Raw genomic sequence first — 15,823 nt, forward strand, 5'->3', positions numbered from 1 at the left:
ATCGTGCTGATTCCGCCGGAATCAGCAGTCCAACACACAACGAAGGGGACCCATGACTCTGCCCAGCTCAGCTGATCTTCAGGCCTGGTTTGACCAGGAGCCGTCGCAGACGGTTCTCGGCGTTACGTGGATCGGGCAAGACCCGCGCGACCCGCAGCTCGAGGTCCCGACCTTCTGCTACTTCCCGAGTGCGCCAACGGCCCGAATGAGCGCGATCGCGCGCGCCGCTGGCCTGAGCCTCATGGCAAATGGCCAGATCCCGACCCACCGGCTCGGGGTCGGGATGCGGGTCGCCGCGCACACCGCTGCCCTCGTCGTCCTCGGCCAGCGCCCGTTCGCGCCAATCCCGCTCGACGAGTCGTGGACCCAAGAGGTAGCGGACTACCGCCACGCCCTCGTCATCATCAGTGACCGGCCCCTCGACCTCGACCCGGCCCAGTCCACCTACAGCCTGCCGGCATACAGCAGCTGGGCCGCCATCACACCGCTCGCTTTCGCCTAGCTTCACACCACGCCATAGTCGAAATCTGGCGGGGCAGCCATCTTGGTGGTGCCTGGCGGCGATGGGGCGGGAGGGCGAGAATAGGCCTTGTTCGCGTGATGCGGACCGTGTCCGCCGCCTTTACATTTCTCTCCCCGAGATTGCCGGAGGCGGCGGACACGCCCTTCTACTGGGGCTCGGTGAGGCCCAGGTCCTTGCAGGCTTCCTCGGTCTTCTCCCGGGGAAGGATGGCGAGCCGCCCATCCCTGAGTTGGCAAGCGGTGAGTGGGCCGGGAGGCGTCGTGGTGGGCCACAGTCCGCTACGCCAACCGGCTTCGCACGCCTCTATTGCGGCCGCCACACGCTGCTCGGTCGGGTTCAGCGTGGTGCTCAGGTTGGGGTCGGTGATGTTGGCGGAGTCGTAGAACTCCGAACTGGTCGACCAGGCGCTGTAGCAGCGAGTGAGGTGGTTCTGCTGGGTGAGGTTGGCTTGCACGACAGCGACTCCGCCGGCGGTGGTGGCGAGGACGAACGCTGCCACGGATCCGATGATGAGCGGCGTGCGGTGCTTGCGTCGACGATCGATCGTGGCGCGGGTGCGGCGTAGAGCCCGCTCTGTGCTTGCGGTCGACGTGAGGTCCTGAAAGGTCATAGCCCCTCCTATGGTGTGGGCTTAGTCCGGGTTCGCCGACAGCTGCTCACGCAGCTGTCGTTTCGCCCGAGAGAGTCGGTTCCCGACCGCGGGGACGGTCAGCGAAGTCGCGGTAGCGACCTCTTGATAGGTCCGGCCTTCCACGACGCACGCAATGAACACGTCGCGGTCCATGGGGGAGAGTCTTTGTATGCACTCGTCGAGGAACGCGGCGGCCTCACGCTGAGCGGCCTCCAACTCTGGCTCGGCGACGAGCCGGAGGTTGGCAGCGTCTCGGATCCTTCGCTGTTCTCGAGCGCGGGCCTTGGCGATGTTGCGGGCCACGTTCTTCGTCGTGACCAGCAGCCAAGGGAGTACGGACTGGTTGGCGAGCCGTATATGTCGGCGCTTTCGCCACATGAGTGTCATCGCTTCGCAGGCGGCGTCTTCGGCATCGCTGCTACCGCCCTGGCTGATGGTCAGCGCGTAGGCGACAACGACCCGGTAGTGCCGGCGGAAGAGTTCGTCGTAGGCGAGCATGTCGTCGCGTCCTGCGGCGGCCAGCAGGTCGGCGTCACTGCGCTCGGCCGGTTCTGATCCTGTGGTGATGCTCACACCTCACACTGTCCACCCGACCCCGATTCCTCCCAAAAGCCTTACACGAGGCCGGCGAAACTGCCAGCATGGAGAACATTGGACGGAAACCCCTCCGCCCACATCGGCAATCTCGGGGAGAGATTCATGAATCGATTTGGCATGCGCCTTTCGCTGGCGCGTTCGCATCACTACTAGTCAGCGCAGCAGGTATGGCTAATCTGCCCAGCGCCTCGGCGCAGACTCCGGCAGAGGAAGAGGTCGTCACACAGACCTGTGCCTACAACCTGATCACCGAGACGAAGGTGTGCGTCGCTAGCGACGCCGACCTCGCCAAGGCTGTGAAGGACGAGACGGGCTACACGCTGCTGCCGGCGTCCGCGATGCCGGAGGAGGGTCTTGCTTCCAGGAGCATCGTCACTCCCATGGCTACCTACATCATTGCGGAGTTGTACACCTGGCCCAGCTACAGCGGCACTCGCTGGGTGGTCACTGCGAGCGGCGACTGTGGAACCTGGCAGATCGGTGACTTCAGCGTCAACGGCTGGTCGAACGACGTTGACTCGTTCAAGAGCTTCGGCAAGTGCAAGACGACGCTTTACGACAACAAGAACTTCGGTGGAGCGAAGATCACCGGTGTGGACCTCGCCAACCTCGGCGCTATGCAGAACCAGGCGGAGTCCGGCAAGTGGACCAAGGCGTGATGTAGAGCCACAGCCCTTGGACCGCCACTACCCAGTCACGACCGGGTAGTGGCGGTCCGTCCATCTTCAGACCTTGGCCGGTCTCGCTTGGGAAGGTCCAGCCGGCGCACGCAAGCCATGATTAGAACATGAGTTCTAATCGACGCTACCCACAGCTCGGCCCGCAGCTCGCAGAAGAGCGCGAGCTGAGGGTAGCTCGCAGCTCAGGGCCGCTGCAGACGCTCACCGATGCCCAGCTCAGGCTCGGCCACGTCGTCGTCTCGATCGTTCCCGAAGGCACAGCCATGTGGGGCCGCGCTTGGCTCCGCTTCGGAACCACCGACGTCCGAGCCTGCGTTCGCGTGATGCGATGGACCCCCGACGCCATCGGCGTCGAGGTAGAGGTAGGAGAGGAGCGCCTACGCTGCTGGGTGTGGCAGGGAGCCGTAGAACACCTCGCCAGCAGTGAAGACGCCTGGCGGTAGTGCGCTGTCACTAGCGCTTCTAGAAATAGCGGCCTCTGCCCAGTATCCTTAGCAGCGAAGTACAACTGCACCGCAAGGTGTGACGGGCCAGGCTCCAACCTGACCCGCCACCGACGATCACCAGGTACCAGTGATGATCGACATAACCATCCGAGCCGTGTAGTACAAGATCGCTCCTAGACGCGCTGCAACCTCAAGGTTGTGGCGCGTCTGTCGTTCTCTCCTACGACGATCGGACGGCAACTGCGGTGGGACTTCTTGATCCATCGCAGCACCTCCTCTCCTTGTTGGCCGGCCAGCCGGCGGCTGCCCGGGCCCGCCTGCGGCGGGCGCCTGTGGGGCACCATGGATCGGAAGTGGTCCTCACCATATCGGCCTCACAAAGAGAGCGTGCGGGGACCTGAGCAGAGCACCAGCTGAGCCCTCATGGGGGCCGCTGCGCGGCCTCGGCCGCGCCCTGCGGGCGCGACTGTTCGGGGATCTCCGTCACGGCCGCGGTCCGGTGTCAACGACCCCGCTGCGCGGCCGCCTTCCGGTCCTCGCTTCGCTGCGGTCCCGGCGGTTCCAGGTCGTTGACACCGGCCCTCTCCGGCCGTGAACGCCTCCGGCTTCGAGAGCAGAACCCCGGCGGCGCAAAGCAGCCGCCAAAACAGGCAGGAGGAGCCACCATGAGCCGCGAGACCCTTACCACTTTGAACACCCAGACGCTCATCGGGTACACCGAGAAGCGCGGCAACGCCTGGCACTACCGGGCTTGTGAGCAGGGTGGCGAGTCGAACCACTACCCGCGCGCGATCCCCGTTGAGGACCTGTACCGGCGGCTGTTCAACTGGACGCCCATCGAGGGCACGGTTCGGACTATGGCGATCACCGCTGATGGAGTGCTCACCATCGACGACCCCGACCGCAAAACCATCATCCGGCCCGACACCGAGACCATCCTGGGCATCTTCAAGAAGGGCTACAAGATCCACGGCTATTCGGAGTGGCTGGTCCACAACGTCGAGAACATCCTCGACGCGGATCTTCAGATCGGATCGGCCGGGCTGCTGCGCGGCGGCGCTCAGGCGTGGGTCCAGGTCGAGATGGAGGACACCCTCGAGGCGGAGGGCGTCGAGTTCCGACCGTTCCTGACCGCAGCGACCAGCCTTGTCGGCCGCGATCGGGACTCCGAACGACCGCCGCCTGAAGGTCAAGCACTTCCGTAACAGCCTGGGCAAGATCGGCAGCGTCCGGGACGCGCTGGGCATCGTTCACAAGGCTGGAGACGCCTTCGCTGAGCAGGTTCGCCGGCTCACTGACGAGGCGGTCAGCGAAGCACGCTGGGCAGCGTTCGTCGACGTCTACGCCGAGGCGAGCAGCGACACCAAGCGCGCCGCGACCATCGCCGGGCAGAAGGCCGACGAGCTGCACCGACTGTGGAACCACGACAGCCGCGTGAACCCGTGGCGAGGCACCGCTTACGGAGTTGTCGCCGCAGTGAACACCTACGTTCATCACGTCCAGGAGGTGCGCGGCGCAGACCGGACGACCCGCAACATGGAGCGGATGATCACCGGCGGCGTCGACCAGCTCGACGCCGGAACGCTGGCACTGCTGGCCACGGTCTGATTCCGGCGGAATCGAGGGGGCGGGGGCAGGTTCCCTCGCCCCTCCTGCCTGTGGCGGGTGGTTGGTGGTGGCGGGCGTCGAGCCCGCCGCCACCTCCGCGAGGGGGCAGCCCGGCGCGCTACCCACCGATCTCATCACCGGCTGAGTCAACGCGGTAACGACGGTGCGGCGACCCCGCTACCCAGTTGGAGGCACAATGATGAGTACCGAGAGTCGGCACGAGTAAGGGGGCAGGGACAATGAACATCCAGAGCGCCGACCCGCGAGATATCTCCTGGGAGGTATTAGCGAAGAGATATCGGGTCTACATCTGGAACGCGAGGCGTTCCCAGAGTACCGAGTTCGAAATCACGGATTGTCCAAGCGTGAGCCAGGCAATTGACTGGGCTTCAGCTCACTGCCCTGGTGGTCATCACTGGTACCTCTATGCGGTGGTTAGCGCGGGGACCGAACTCGGCCTGGTCCTGCTTCAGGAGCACTCAGCAGCTTGAGCTAGAGGTGGTTCGTTGGGGCAGACCCCCTCTTCTTAGCTACCCACAGGGCCCAATAATCCCCACAGATTGTGGGATCGACACCTTGTAAGAGGGCTGGGTAGAGTGCGAGTGAAGGCTGTCCAAAGTGGCTCTGACAACGTATGTCGAGCGTCGGCGATGTCGGCCTTGGGTCGATCCGCCAGGTCACTCGCTGCCCGGCGAATGTGGTGATCAATCATTGAAGGAGTGCATCGACGTGCGCGGCTGGCTTGGTCTCGCTGTCGGTCGGTACCGAGGCCATGGCGTCGAAGGCGACCACGTCGGTGAAGAAGCAGTTGAATCAGCTCGCGAGGGTGGGGGGACTTCCGGTCTGCGGAGGTCCCCGAGTCACGTCCCGAGCACTATGAAGGTGAGTGGAGTCTCATGAGGGGAATCAAGGCTGCGGCCGTCCTCATCGTCGCGTTGACGACATTGGCGGGGTGCACCCCGTCCAGTCCGGTGCCGAACCCGTCGGCAGTCGCCAGCGCCGACCAGGCAACCGTCGCGGCGATCAAGTGGGAGGGTGGCGCCAAGGACCCGAAGCTCGATCTGAAGACTCCGCTGCGGGTCAACGAGCCCACGGTCAGCATGGTCGAGCCCGGTTCGGGGGCCAGCATCTCGATGGGGCAGCTGGTCACCTTCGACTCGTTGGTCGTCGATGGCGAGACCGGTGCGGTTGAGGGCTCCACCTACGGCGGCGCTACTCCCAACAAGCTGATCCTGGCCAAGAGCACTGCCAACGAGACCATGCTGGGCGCGATGCGCACCGCCAAGGTCGGCGGCAAGTTCCTCTATGTGGTGCCCGCTCCCGCCAACGACGCCACCGCAGCGCCGACCGATCCCTTGGCCACTCCGGCTCCGTCGGCGTCCAAGGTGCTGGCGATCACGATTCGGTCGGTCGAGAACGTCCCGAATGCCGCCGAGGGCACCGAGAAGGCGCCGGATCCGGCACTGCCCAAGCTCACCTTCGCTGCCGACGGGACGCCCAGTGTGGTCGCCCCCAAGAGCAAGCCGACGGACAAGCTGGCCAGCTCGGTGCTGATCGAAGGCTCCGGCCCGCAGGTCACCGACGGCCAGACCGTGGCCGTGAAGTACTACGGATGGCTGTGGGACGGTAAGCCGTTCGACGCCGTGTGGGGCGTCAGCGCTCCCGAGGTGGTCGGAGTCAGCACCGCAATCTCCGGATGGCGCAAGGCCATCGTCGGCAAGAAGGTCGGAAGCCGGGTGCTGATGGTGGTGCCGCCGGCCATGGCCTACGGCGGCGCCGGCCAGGACTCGATCCCGCCGGACTCCACGTTGATCTTCCTGGTGGACGTGCTGGCCGCCTACTGATCGACCACGCCTGATCCGTGGCCGGTGACTCGTTCGGGGGGTTCGAGTCATCGGCCACAGCTGTGCCCGGGCGGGCTGATGCCGGGGCCTGCGGTGAAGCGCAGCAGCCCCCGGGTTGGCAATGCACTCAGCCCGCGGTGGGCGCCCCGGCGCTAGACCGTGCGGCGGGCACGGCCGCAGTCACTGCTTGGGCTCGGCTTTCGGTGCAGCCTGCGCGGTCCAGGGCAACCGTCGGGCGATCAGGGCAGTGCCCCAGGCGACGACCACGAGCACCCCGAGCATGGCGATGGACGGTCGGGCCAGCTCCCAACCGAACACGGCAGCGAACCACGGGGCCCGCTGGGTCGCGGCGAGCACTCCGACGGCAGCGATCAGGGTGAAGGTGGCCACCGGCCAGTTCTGGCCCGCTGACAGTCCGGCCATGGCGACCGCAGCTCCCAGCGCAGCACCGGTGCCGAGTGCGGGGGTGAGGAAGCCGCCGTCCACGCCGCTGCCGGCGGTGACCGCGGTGGCCACGGGCTTGAGCACCAGGAGGAGCGCGAAGGTGAGCGCGGTGGCTCCGCCGGCCAGTCCGAGCTGGACGATGCCCTTGCCGTTCCCGGGCAGGCTCGGCCACCAGATCGCGGCCACACCGACGGCCAGGCCGGCCAGCGCCGTGGCGACCGGGAGGCGCCAGGTGGGTTGCGGACGCCACCGTCCGCACCAGCGCACGAGCCGGTCGAACCCGGCCCCGACCAGGGCACACAGTGGAGCCGCGGCCAAAGCCCAGATCAGCGTGGTGGCATCGAGGTCGCCGGCGGGCAGCTGGTAGACCGAGTTCATGCCGAGGACCGGCCAGGAGACAGCCACCGCCACCAGACTGACCGGAACGAAGATCGCCAGCCCGCTCAGACCGAAGCCGCCGGCCAACACCTCGGCGCCGAAGATCACCCCGCTCAGCGGAACGTTGTACACCACGGCCAGACCGGCTCCCGCGCCGGCGATGACCAGCCGGCGCCGAGTGTCTCGTCCGATGCCGAGAACGCTGCTGAGCACCGAGGCGAGGGCTGCACCGATCTGGCGGGGAGCTCGCTCCCGTCCGATCGAGGCGCCGGTCCCGACAGCCAGGATCTGGAGGAGTGCGTCCGCGGTCGTCCGGCCCAGCGGCAGTCGGCGCGCCTTCGGACCACAGGCCTCGCTGACCTGCGGCAGCCGACGGCGGCGCAGCCACATCCAGGCCAGGCCGGCAAGACCGAGACCGAGAGTCGGGGCGAGCACTCGTCGGAGCGGATCGGCGTGCTCGACACCCAGCAGGAAGGTTTCATCGGTGTAGCCATAGGCGAGGTGCTGGATCAGATGCAGCAGCTCAGTGACCAGGGTCGCCGCCACCCCAACGCTCAGCCCGGTGGCGATCACCCCGACGGCCACACGCACCGGCATCGGCCACGTTTGGGTGCGGCGGCGAAATGTGGCCAGCAGGGTGCGCCAGCTCACGTGGCCTCTGTGATGACGAGTCGTCGGAGTTGGTCCCTTCGAGATGTGGCTCGCTCGACCGCGATCCGCGCATCCTGGTGGGGGGACGCCGGTGGTTCTGGTCCGCGGCACGTGGCCGGATCGATCGAACTCGGGACGTCCATCCCGCCGGCCCCAACCCTACCGGCGGCAGGTGATGGGTCTGCCGAAGGGGAGGTCGATCACCGGAGTAGCCGACAGCTGCTAGCCGCCGGGCTGGCAGCCGCTGAGGAGCAGAGCGTCGTCCTGAGGAAGGCCGGATGAACGGCGGGATGATTTGTGCCGCGATTCTTGACCGAGCCGCGCCCGCGAGGCTTACGCTGGCCGGTAGGCGGAAGTCCACTTTGCAGTGCGTCCTGCCTTGCCATCGGCGAGGAGAGGGGCCGGAATCGACCGGTGCGGGCGAAGCGGGCCGAATGCCCCCGTTCGACGGTGATCCGGGAGTCTGGTGCCGTCGCCCCCGGACCCCCTCGGAGGTGCCTGATGTCGGAGCCGGCGACCAGCCTGGCCGCGACCGCGCACGCCGCTGCCGACGACCACCTGATCGTCTGCGAGAGCGTCGTCCGGATCTTCCAGCACGGGCCGATCGAGGTGCAGGCATTGCAGGGCCTCGATCTGCACGTCACCAAGGGCGAGATGATCGCGGTGGTCGGGCCGTCCGGGGCCGGCAAGTCGACGCTGCTGTCGATCCTGGCCGGAGCCGACTCGCCGACCGCGGGCACCGTCCGGGTGGCCGGCTGGGATCTGGCCAAGCTGCCGGCCAACCAGCGGGTCGGCTACCGGCGCGGCGTGGTCGGACTGGTGCAGCAGCAGACCTCCCGCAACCTGATTCCCTACCTCAACGCCGTCGACAACGTGGTGGTGCCACTCAGCCTGTCCTCGTATCCGCGACGCAAGCGGGCCGCGCGGGCTGCTGAACTGCTCGACCGGTTCGGGGTCGGCTACTGCGCGCGGCGGCTGCCCGGCGAGATGTCCGGCGGCGAACAGCAGCGGGTGGCGATCGCCGTGGCCATGGCCAACGAACCGCCATTGCTGCTGGCCGACGAGCCGACCGGCGAACTCGACACCACCACCTCGCACGAGATCTTCGAAACCCTGCGCGCCACCAGCGCCGAGGACGGGGTCACCGTGGTGGTGGTCACCCATGACCCGACGGTCAGCGGGCAGGTCGGACGCACGGTGGCCATCCGCGACGGCCGGACCAGCTCCGAGGTGCTGCGGCACACCGAGGAACTCGAGGACGGCCAGCAGCGGATCGTCGCCCAGGAGTACGCCGTGATGGACCGGGCCGGACGCGTCCAGGTGCCGCGGGAGTTCCGGGAAGCCCTCGAACTGACCCGCCGAGTGCGGCTGACCCTGGAGGCCAACCACCTCGAACTATGGCCGGACGATCGCCGATGAGCACCTCTCGCTACCAGCTGATGGTCGACGTGCGCTCTGTGCAGCGCACCTACGGCTCGGGCCACTCCGCGGTGACCGCGCTGCGCGACGTCTCGCTCCAGATCGCCGAAGGGGAGTTGGTCGCCCTGGCCGGACGCTCCGGTTCCGGAAAGACCACGCTGCTGAACATCATCGGCGGCCTGGATCGCCCCAACCACGGCGAAGTGATCGTGGACGGCACCGACTTGGCCCAGCTGAACGAGGCCGGGCTCGAGGCCGTCCGCCGGGACACGGTGTCGTTCATCTTCCAGGGCTTCGGGCTGGTGCCCGAGCTGACCGCCGCGGAGAACGTGGGCCTGCCGTTGCGGCTGCGCCGCACCCCGCCGGAGATCCGCGAGCAGCGGGCCGCGCTATTGCTGGAGCTGGTCGGACTGGCCAGCCACGGTGCGCACCGGCCCGATGAGATGTCCGGCGGCCAGATGCAGCGGGTGGCGATCGCCCGGGCCCTGGCCGGCTCACCGCGGCTCCTGATCGCCGACGAACCCACCGGTCAGCTCGACACCGAGACCGGCCTGGCCGTGATGGCGCTGATCCGCGGTGTGGTCGAGGCCGAGGGGATGACCGCGATCATCTCCACCCACGACCCGGTGATGATGGCGCTGGCCGATCGCGCGCTGCGAATCGAGGACGGCAGGCTGGTCGATGCCTGAACCGGCACCCACCGGTGCCGCTGCCGGGCCGGGCAGGCTCCGGCTCAGACGGCGTGGGCTGCGCCGGGCCGGCGCCCAGCGCGGCCTGATCGCCGCGCTGCTGGTGGTCTTCACCGTGTGCTCGGCCGCCTCGGGAGCCTGCCTGCTGCTGCTCACCGCCGGTGACCACCGGGCGTTGTCGGCTGCGGTCAGCCAGGCCGACGGCACCGAGGCGCAAGCCGGGCCCGACCTGGCGTCCATGGCGGTGCTGGCCGACAGCCTCAGTGACACCAAGCCGGACGCCAAGACGCTGCTGCCACTGGTGCGGACCTCGCTGAACACCGTGGCGGCGCCCTACCCGGCGAAGATCTCGCTGTGGACCACCAGCGCCAGCTTCTTCCTGGACGGGCCGAAGGTGCGCCGCGGCTACCTGGTCGAGGCCGACACGATCGCGGCCAATGCCACCCTGACCAGTGGCAGCTGGCCCACGCCGGCCGGGCCGGGCGCACCGATCCCGGCCGCCGTCCCACAGACCGCAGCCGAGGAGTTGGGCCTGAAGCCGGGATCGACGATTCGGCTGCTCAGCGATCGCAGCGGTAAGCAGGCGTCGGTCTATGACCTGGTGGTCAGCGGGACCTTCACCTCCGCCGAGACCCCGGTCTGGACCCGGGACGAGTTGGACGGACGGGGCTACGACCCCAGCCACTTCCGGCTGCCGACCTTCGGCCCGTTCATCGTGGCGCCCGGCACCATGGAGTCGCGGGCCACTCCGGTGGAGCAGCTCAACGCCGTGCTCGACCCCACCTTCGGCGGCGACGAAGCCGGAATCCCGGCCTACCTGCAACGCCTGAACGCGGCCCCCGACCTGCTCAAGGATCAGGCCGGTCCCGCAGTGGCTCAGGTGGTCGTCCGCTCTGATCTGGGCGCGGAGTTCGAGCGCTGGCGCTCGACCCTGCGGGTCACCGATGCGCTGGTGGTGACCGTCTTCGTCCTGGTGCTGGCGCTGGGTGCGGCCACCACGGCGCTGATCTCGCGGGTCCTGGCCGGACGTCGCGCCGTGGAGAACACGCTGCTGCGCGACCGCGGCGCCTCGAGCCGGCAGCTGGTCCGCTCGGCCGCCATCGAGGCCGTGCTGGTCGCTGTGGTGGCGGCCGTCCTGGCCGCGCCGCTGGCGCTGCTGGGCTACTGGCTCAGCGCTCCCGGGTCCGGTTCCTGGTGGCCGTGGGTGGGGCTGAGCCCGGACCTGGCGATCCTGGCCGCAGCGTTGCTCGCCGGTGCGCTCCTGCCGGCCGCCGTGGTGGTGCTCAGCGCGTTGCCGCCGCGCTCCCGGCGCTCCCGGACGTCCGGGGCCGGCGTGTTCGTCCGCTCCGGCGCCGACCTGATGCTGGCCGGGCTGGCCGTGGTCGCCTACCTGCAGCTGCGCTCCCACGCCCCGACTCCCGGACTGATCGACCCGTTCCTGGCCGTGGCGCCGGCGGCGTGTGCACTGGCCGTGGCCGCGCTGATCGCTCGGCTGCTGCCGCTGCTCGCCCGCGCCGCCGAAGCCCTCGCCCGTCGCGGACGTGGTCTAGTGCTGCCCCTGGCCGGCTGGCATCTGTCCCGTGGCGGAGGCACCCAGGGGGTGTTCCTGCTGGTCCTGGCCACGGCGGTGGGCACTCTCGGCCCCACCTTCCTGGCCACCTGGGCGGTCTCCCAGGACGAACAGGCATCGGTGCTGGTCGGGACCGACCTGGTGGTGGAACGGCCCGGACGGCCGGACACCGGAGGCTCGGTGGCCACGTTCACCGGCAGCCCGGCGTCCCCGATCGCCGACGGGCCGATCGTGCTGGGCAGCCGACCCGACGGAGTGCAGCTGCTCGCCGTGGACGCCGCGGCCGCCGGCCGGCTGCTGGTGAGTCGTCCACCGGCGGACGCCAGCTGGGCGCAGGTGATGGCCGGGCTCACTCCGAAGGCCCCCGCCAACTCTCTGGCGGTCGGCTCCGGACCGTCCGGGCTGACCGTGACCGGAACTCCCCGACCCGGGCCTAGTGACGCCGGCCTGAAGCCTCCGGCGATCGCGGTGAGGCCCACGCTGGTGCTCAGCGACGGGGTCGGCTCGACCATCACTCAGGTCGGCAGCGAGGTGACCCTGGACGGACGGCCGCATACCGTCGCGCTGCCGCTGCGCGGACAACCGCCGCTGCCACCGGGCAACTGGCAGCTGGTGGCCATCGAGCTGCTGCTGCTGGACCACAGCGGTGGTCAGCTGGAGTGGAGCAACGAGACCGCAGAGGTGGACCTGACGATCACGGTGGCCGGGGCGTCCGGCGCGGGCGGGCCATGGAGTGCGCCGCCCCCCGATGCGCAGGCCTCCGTCACCGCCGAGCAGGTGCAGGCCGCCGGCGACACGATCCGCGCCTCCTTCCGCTACGCGGTCCTGAACCTGGCCTGGCAGGAGGCTCATCTGACCTTGCTCAGCTTCCCGGCCTCCACCGACGTGCCGGTGGCGATCGAGGAGAAGCTGGCCGCCGAACTGGGGCTGCACGTCGGTGACCGAATCGCCTTGGCCTGGCAGGCCACCGCGCTCGAGGCCGTCGTGGTCCGGACGGTTCCCTACGTCCCGTCCCATCCGCGGCAGGCCGCCTTGCTGACCGATCTCACCTCGCTGCAGCACGCCCTGCTGAGCACTGGACGGACGACGTCCCTCACCACTGCCTGGTGGGTGGCCGCACCGCGTCCCGGGGCGGCGCAGGCCATCCGGCAGGCCGGCCAGGGTCCGGTGCTGGATCGGGTCGAGACTGCGGCCGAGCTGCGCGATGGGTCGCTGCGGCTTCCGGTCCAGTACGCCTGGCTGCTGGCGATCGTGGTGTCGGTGGGGTTGGCGATCGGTGGCGCCACCGCCTTGGCCGCAGCTCAGGCGCAGCAGCGCTGGATCACCATCGCCCGGGTCCGGGCGATCGGGGCGTCCCGGCGGGAGGCCCTGGCCAGCCATTTCGCCCAGCACGCCGTGGTGACCGTGTTGGCTGTCGGGTTGGGAGTGGTCGGCGGCGGGTTGCTGTCCTGGGCACTGGTACCGCTGCTGGTGGTCAGCACGTCCGGTGAGCCCGCGGTGCCTCCGGCCATCGTGAACTGGGCCTTCGGACCGTCCGCGGCCGTGATCGGGGTGATCCTGGTCGGCGGTCTGCTGGCCGGCGTCCCCTCGGCGCTGGCCATGGTCCGACGCTCGACGGTGACCGCCTTGCGGATGGGGGAGGCGCGATGAGCCGACCCGCTCCTTCGCAGCGCTCCGACAAGGCCGGACGGCTGCCGCTGGGCAACCTGTGGCGGCAGTCGCGGCGCGACCTCGGCCCGCTGCTGGTGGGTCTGATCGTGATCGCGGCCGCGTCCTTCCTGGCCTCGGCGGTGCCACAGGTACTGAGCTCGGTGGCCACCGCGGTCGTCCAGGACGCCGTGGCGCACCCCAGCCGGCCACCGGAGATCCTGGTCCAGATACCGTTCGACTCCAGCGACGTCCCGAGCTCCGACGGCAGCGACTGGTTCAGCACTCGGATCGAGGCTGGAATGCCGACCGAGCTCCGCGGCGTCCTCGCTGCGCCGGTGCTGTCGATGGTGGGCCCCGAACTGAAGGCCGGTTCGATCGCCGGACGGCCCGGACGGGCCCGGTTCATCTACGTGCACAGCGCCGGCGGACCGGCCGTGACCTGGGTCGAGGGACGCGCCCCGGCGGCCACCGGCGATGTGTCCCGCTGGAACTACTCGGACGAGGCGCTGCCGATCGAGGTGGCGTTGTCGGTGGACGCGGCCGCGCTGATCGGCGTCCATCCCGGCCAGCAGCTGACCGTGACCAGCACCCAAGGTGCCCCGCTCGACGTGCGGCTGAGCGGGATCTATCGTCCCGACGATTTGAACGATGATGCCTGGAAGGTGACTCCCACCCTGGTCAAGCCCCAGTTGGTGGACGGCTCGGCGGCCGTGGCTTCGGTCGGGCTGCTGGTCTCGCCGGAGTCGCTGCCGTTCGCCATGATCGGTGCGCTGCCCGGCAGCATGGACCGCACCTACACCTACCCGGTGATCGCCTCCCGGCTGGACGCCGGCCGCGCCGAAGCGCTGGCCGTCGAGGCTCGATCGCTGGCCGCCGGGCGAAAGAGCATCGACCTCAACGGAAGTCAGCCGAGGATTCACACCAACCTCGATGCGATCATCGACGACGCTCTGGCCCGGGTGGCGGCCGCGTCCGCGCAGGCCTCGGTGCTGCTGATCGGACTGCTGGCCACGGCACTGCTGGTGGAACTCCTGGTCGCCGGGCTGCTGGTCGAGCGGCGCTCGGCCGTCCTGGTCCAATGGCGCGCCCGGGGCGCCACTCTGCCGGTAATCGCGTGGGCCAACCTGCTGGAGGCAGCCCTGCTGACCATCCTCGGCGGAGGGATCGGAGTGGGCGCCGCCATGCTGCTGCTCGGTGGCACTCCGCCGCCGGCCTGGCTGGTGCCGACCTTGCTGGCCGCGCTGCTGCCGCAGCCGCTGCTGGCGGTCCGGGCTGCCGGCGGTGGCGTCCGAGCCGGTGCGGTGGCGGTGGGCAAGCATCATCGGCTGGCCACCGCACACGCCCGCCGACTGGCCGCCGAGATCATGCTCGGCGTGGTGGCCCTGGCTGCGCTGGCCACCTTGGTGATGCGCGGAGTGGTGGCGTCCTCGGCCTCGATCTGGACCGACGGCGTGGTGTTGGCCGCCCCGGTGCTGGTGGCCGTGGCCGTGGCGCTCCTGCTGATCCGGCTGCAGCCGAGCGGCTTGGCCCTGGCCCGACGGCTGGCCACTCGGCGGACCGCGGCGGTGCCGCTGTTGGCGGCCGCGCGGGTCCGAGCCGACGGACTGGCCACCGCGGCCCTGGTGGTCTCCTGTGCCATGGCTGCGATCGCCACCACGGTGGCGGTGACGGTGAGCTCCGGGCAGATCGATGCGTCCTGGGACGCGGTGGGCGGCGAGGCCGCGGTGACCAGTACCTCGCCCGACGGGATCCCGTCCGCCGTGCTCGATCTGGATGGCGACGCCGGCCTGGTGGTGGCCACGGCGGCAGTGGTGCCCAGTGCGCAGCTGCTCGGTTCCGGCCTGGACCGCTCGGTGTCGGTGGTGGCCATCGACGCCGACGCCTTCGGACGGCTGCTGGCCGCCACTTCGGGCTCGTCCGACGCACTGAAGCAGCTCACCACGGCCAACCCCAGTGCCGTCCCGGTGCTGAGCACCGGCTTGCCGCAGTGGGACTCGGCCACCCTGCTCTGGGGGGACGACCGGCTGTCCGTCCAGGCCGTCGGGATCGCCCCCACCCTGCCCAGCGGGCTCGGGCTGAGCGACTATCCGACGGTGGTCGCCGATCGGCGGCTCCTCGCTGCGGCGCTCGGCCACGAGGTGGCCGCCAGCCAGGCCTGGGTGGTCGGGCCGGACGCCGCGGCGCGGCTGCGGGCGGCCGTGGCCGGGACCGACGCGCAGTTGCTGACCCGCCAGGAGTGGCTGGCCGCCCAGGCCCATGATCCGCTCCGCAATGCCCTGGGCTGGCTGTTCGCCGGCGCCAGTGCGGCGGCCGTTGCCCTGGCCGCATTGGCCGTGATGCTGATGGCTGCGGCCGGCGCCGGGCAGCGCACCCGGGCGGCGGCCCAGCTGAGGGTGATCGGCATGCCCGCTGCTGCCGCGCGCCGGGTGAGCTGGCTGGAGGTGGCCGTCCCCGCCGTGCTGACCGGCCTGGTTGGACTGGCCATCGGGATCGGCCTGTCCGGTCTGCTGGTGACCGCACTGGACCTGAAATCGGTCACCGGCGGACGAGTGGCGCCGCGCCTGGTGATCTTCTGGTGGGCCTTGGCCCTGCCGATCCTGTTGGGCGTCCTGGCCCGGCTCGCCGTCCTGATCGCCGGACTGCGCGGACGACGGGTGCCGCTCGGCCCCTTGATGCGGGCCAGCTGAGCCTGG

Annotated in this window: 12 protein-coding genes; 9 read left to right on the forward strand and 3 right to left on the reverse strand. The window is 69.5% G+C overall.

Annotated features, from left to right (window positions below; all coding sequences use genetic code 11):
• The first annotated feature begins 52 nt into the window (after window positions 1-52).
• Complete coding sequence (locus ATK74_RS00180) at window positions 53-502, forward strand: hypothetical protein (RefSeq protein ID WP_098459146.1); 450 nt, start codon at window positions 53-55, stop codon at window positions 500-502.
• A gap of 166 nt (window positions 503-668) precedes the next feature.
• Here the strand turns inward: ATK74_RS00180 and ATK74_RS00185 are convergent, their stop codons facing one another.
• Window positions 669-1,022, reverse strand: coding sequence for a hypothetical protein (locus ATK74_RS00185; protein WP_143483509.1), 354 nt, complete (start codon window positions 1,020-1,022; stop codon window positions 669-671).
• 132 nt (window positions 1,023-1,154) lie between these two features.
• Window positions 1,155-1,727: an RNA polymerase sigma factor gene (locus ATK74_RS00190; protein ID WP_098459148.1), complete on the reverse strand. Its 573-nt coding sequence runs from the start codon at window positions 1,725-1,727 to the stop codon at window positions 1,155-1,157.
• Between the two features lie 191 nt (window positions 1,728-1,918).
• Here ATK74_RS00190 and ATK74_RS00195 point away from each other — a divergent pair, with 191 nt between their 5' ends.
• The 4 genes from ATK74_RS00195 to ATK74_RS00210 all read left to right on the forward strand — a co-directional run bounded on the left by ATK74_RS00195 (window position 1,919) and on the right by ATK74_RS00210 (window position 6,329).
• Window positions 1,919-2,410, forward strand: a complete 492-nt coding sequence (locus ATK74_RS00195; RefSeq protein ID WP_098459149.1) for a hypothetical protein — start codon at window positions 1,919-1,921, stop codon at window positions 2,408-2,410.
• A 1,132-nt stretch (window positions 2,411-3,542) separates the two neighbouring features.
• The gene (locus tag ATK74_RS15475) at window positions 3,543-4,082 is read left to right on the forward strand and encodes a DUF932 domain-containing protein (RefSeq protein ID WP_211283227.1); all 540 of its coding nucleotides are present in this window, start codon (window positions 3,543-3,545) and stop codon (window positions 4,080-4,082) included.
• Window positions 4,024-4,485, forward strand: a complete 462-nt coding sequence (locus ATK74_RS15480) for a DUF932 domain-containing protein (RefSeq protein ID WP_211283228.1) — start codon at window positions 4,024-4,026, stop codon at window positions 4,483-4,485. Before ATK74_RS15475 ends, ATK74_RS15480 begins: the two co-directional genes overlap by 59 nt.
• Window positions 4,486-5,381: 896 nt before the next feature.
• Window positions 5,382-6,329, forward strand: a complete 948-nt coding sequence (locus ATK74_RS00210; RefSeq protein WP_098459151.1) for an FKBP-type peptidyl-prolyl cis-trans isomerase — start codon at window positions 5,382-5,384, stop codon at window positions 6,327-6,329.
• A gap of 180 nt (window positions 6,330-6,509) precedes the next feature.
• On the opposite strand, the gene ATK74_RS00215 is transcribed toward ATK74_RS00210, so the two are convergent.
• Window positions 6,510-7,802, reverse strand: a complete 1,293-nt coding sequence (locus ATK74_RS00215; RefSeq protein ID WP_143483510.1) for a chloride channel protein — start codon at window positions 7,800-7,802, stop codon at window positions 6,510-6,512.
• A gap of 501 nt (window positions 7,803-8,303) precedes the next feature.
• Between ATK74_RS00215 and ATK74_RS00220 the strand changes: the two genes are divergently transcribed.
• Genes ATK74_RS00220 through ATK74_RS00235 form a run of 4 tightly spaced genes read left to right on the forward strand, consistent with a single transcriptional unit; the run spans window position 8,304 to window position 15,817 of the window.
• Entirely contained in the window at window positions 8,304-9,221 is a 918-nt protein-coding gene (locus ATK74_RS00220; protein WP_098459153.1) for an ATP-binding cassette domain-containing protein, read from the forward strand.
• Entirely contained in the window at window positions 9,218-9,910 is a 693-nt protein-coding gene (locus tag ATK74_RS00225) for an ABC transporter ATP-binding protein (RefSeq protein WP_245840547.1), read from the forward strand. The genes ATK74_RS00220 and ATK74_RS00225 overlap by 4 nt, the downstream gene beginning before the upstream one ends.
• Window positions 9,903-13,130, forward strand: a complete 3,228-nt coding sequence (locus tag ATK74_RS00230; RefSeq protein ID WP_098459155.1) for an FtsX-like permease family protein — start codon at window positions 9,903-9,905, stop codon at window positions 13,128-13,130. The genes ATK74_RS00225 and ATK74_RS00230 overlap by 8 nt, the downstream gene beginning before the upstream one ends.
• Window positions 13,127-15,817, forward strand: coding sequence for an FtsX-like permease family protein (locus tag ATK74_RS00235; protein WP_098459156.1), 2,691 nt, complete (start codon window positions 13,127-13,129; stop codon window positions 15,815-15,817). Before ATK74_RS00230 ends, ATK74_RS00235 begins: the two co-directional genes overlap by 4 nt.
• The last annotated feature ends 6 nt before the right edge of the window (window positions 15,818-15,823 follow it).

It is taken from the genome of Propionicimonas paludicola (genome assembly GCF_002563675.1).
Classification (GTDB): domain Bacteria; phylum Actinomycetota; class Actinomycetes; order Propionibacteriales; family Propionibacteriaceae; genus Propionicimonas; species Propionicimonas paludicola.

What these genes read in the sequence shown, in the direction of transcription:
- ATK74_RS00210 (WP_098459151.1), top strand. Translation starts at nt 5,382, where the DNA reads ATGAGGGGAATCAAGGCTGCGGCCGTCCTCATCGTCGCGTTGACGACA.
- ATK74_RS00230 (WP_098459155.1), top strand. Translation starts at nt 9,903, where the DNA reads ATGCCTGAACCGGCACCCACCGGTGCCGCTGCCGGGCCGGGCAGGCTC.
- ATK74_RS00225 (WP_245840547.1), top strand. Translation starts at nt 9,218, where the DNA reads ATGAGCACCTCTCGCTACCAGCTGATGGTCGACGTGCGCTCTGTGCAG.
- ATK74_RS15475 (WP_211283227.1), top strand. Translation starts at nt 3,543, where the DNA reads ATGAGCCGCGAGACCCTTACCACTTTGAACACCCAGACGCTCATCGGG.
- ATK74_RS00220 (WP_098459153.1), top strand. Translation starts at nt 8,304, where the DNA reads ATGTCGGAGCCGGCGACCAGCCTGGCCGCGACCGCGCACGCCGCTGCC.
- ATK74_RS00180 (WP_098459146.1), top strand. Translation starts at nt 53, where the DNA reads ATGACTCTGCCCAGCTCAGCTGATCTTCAGGCCTGGTTTGACCAGGAG.
- ATK74_RS00235 (WP_098459156.1), top strand. Translation starts at nt 13,127, where the DNA reads ATGAGCCGACCCGCTCCTTCGCAGCGCTCCGACAAGGCCGGACGGCTG.
- ATK74_RS00195 (WP_098459149.1), top strand. Translation starts at nt 1,919, where the DNA reads ATGGCTAATCTGCCCAGCGCCTCGGCGCAGACTCCGGCAGAGGAAGAG.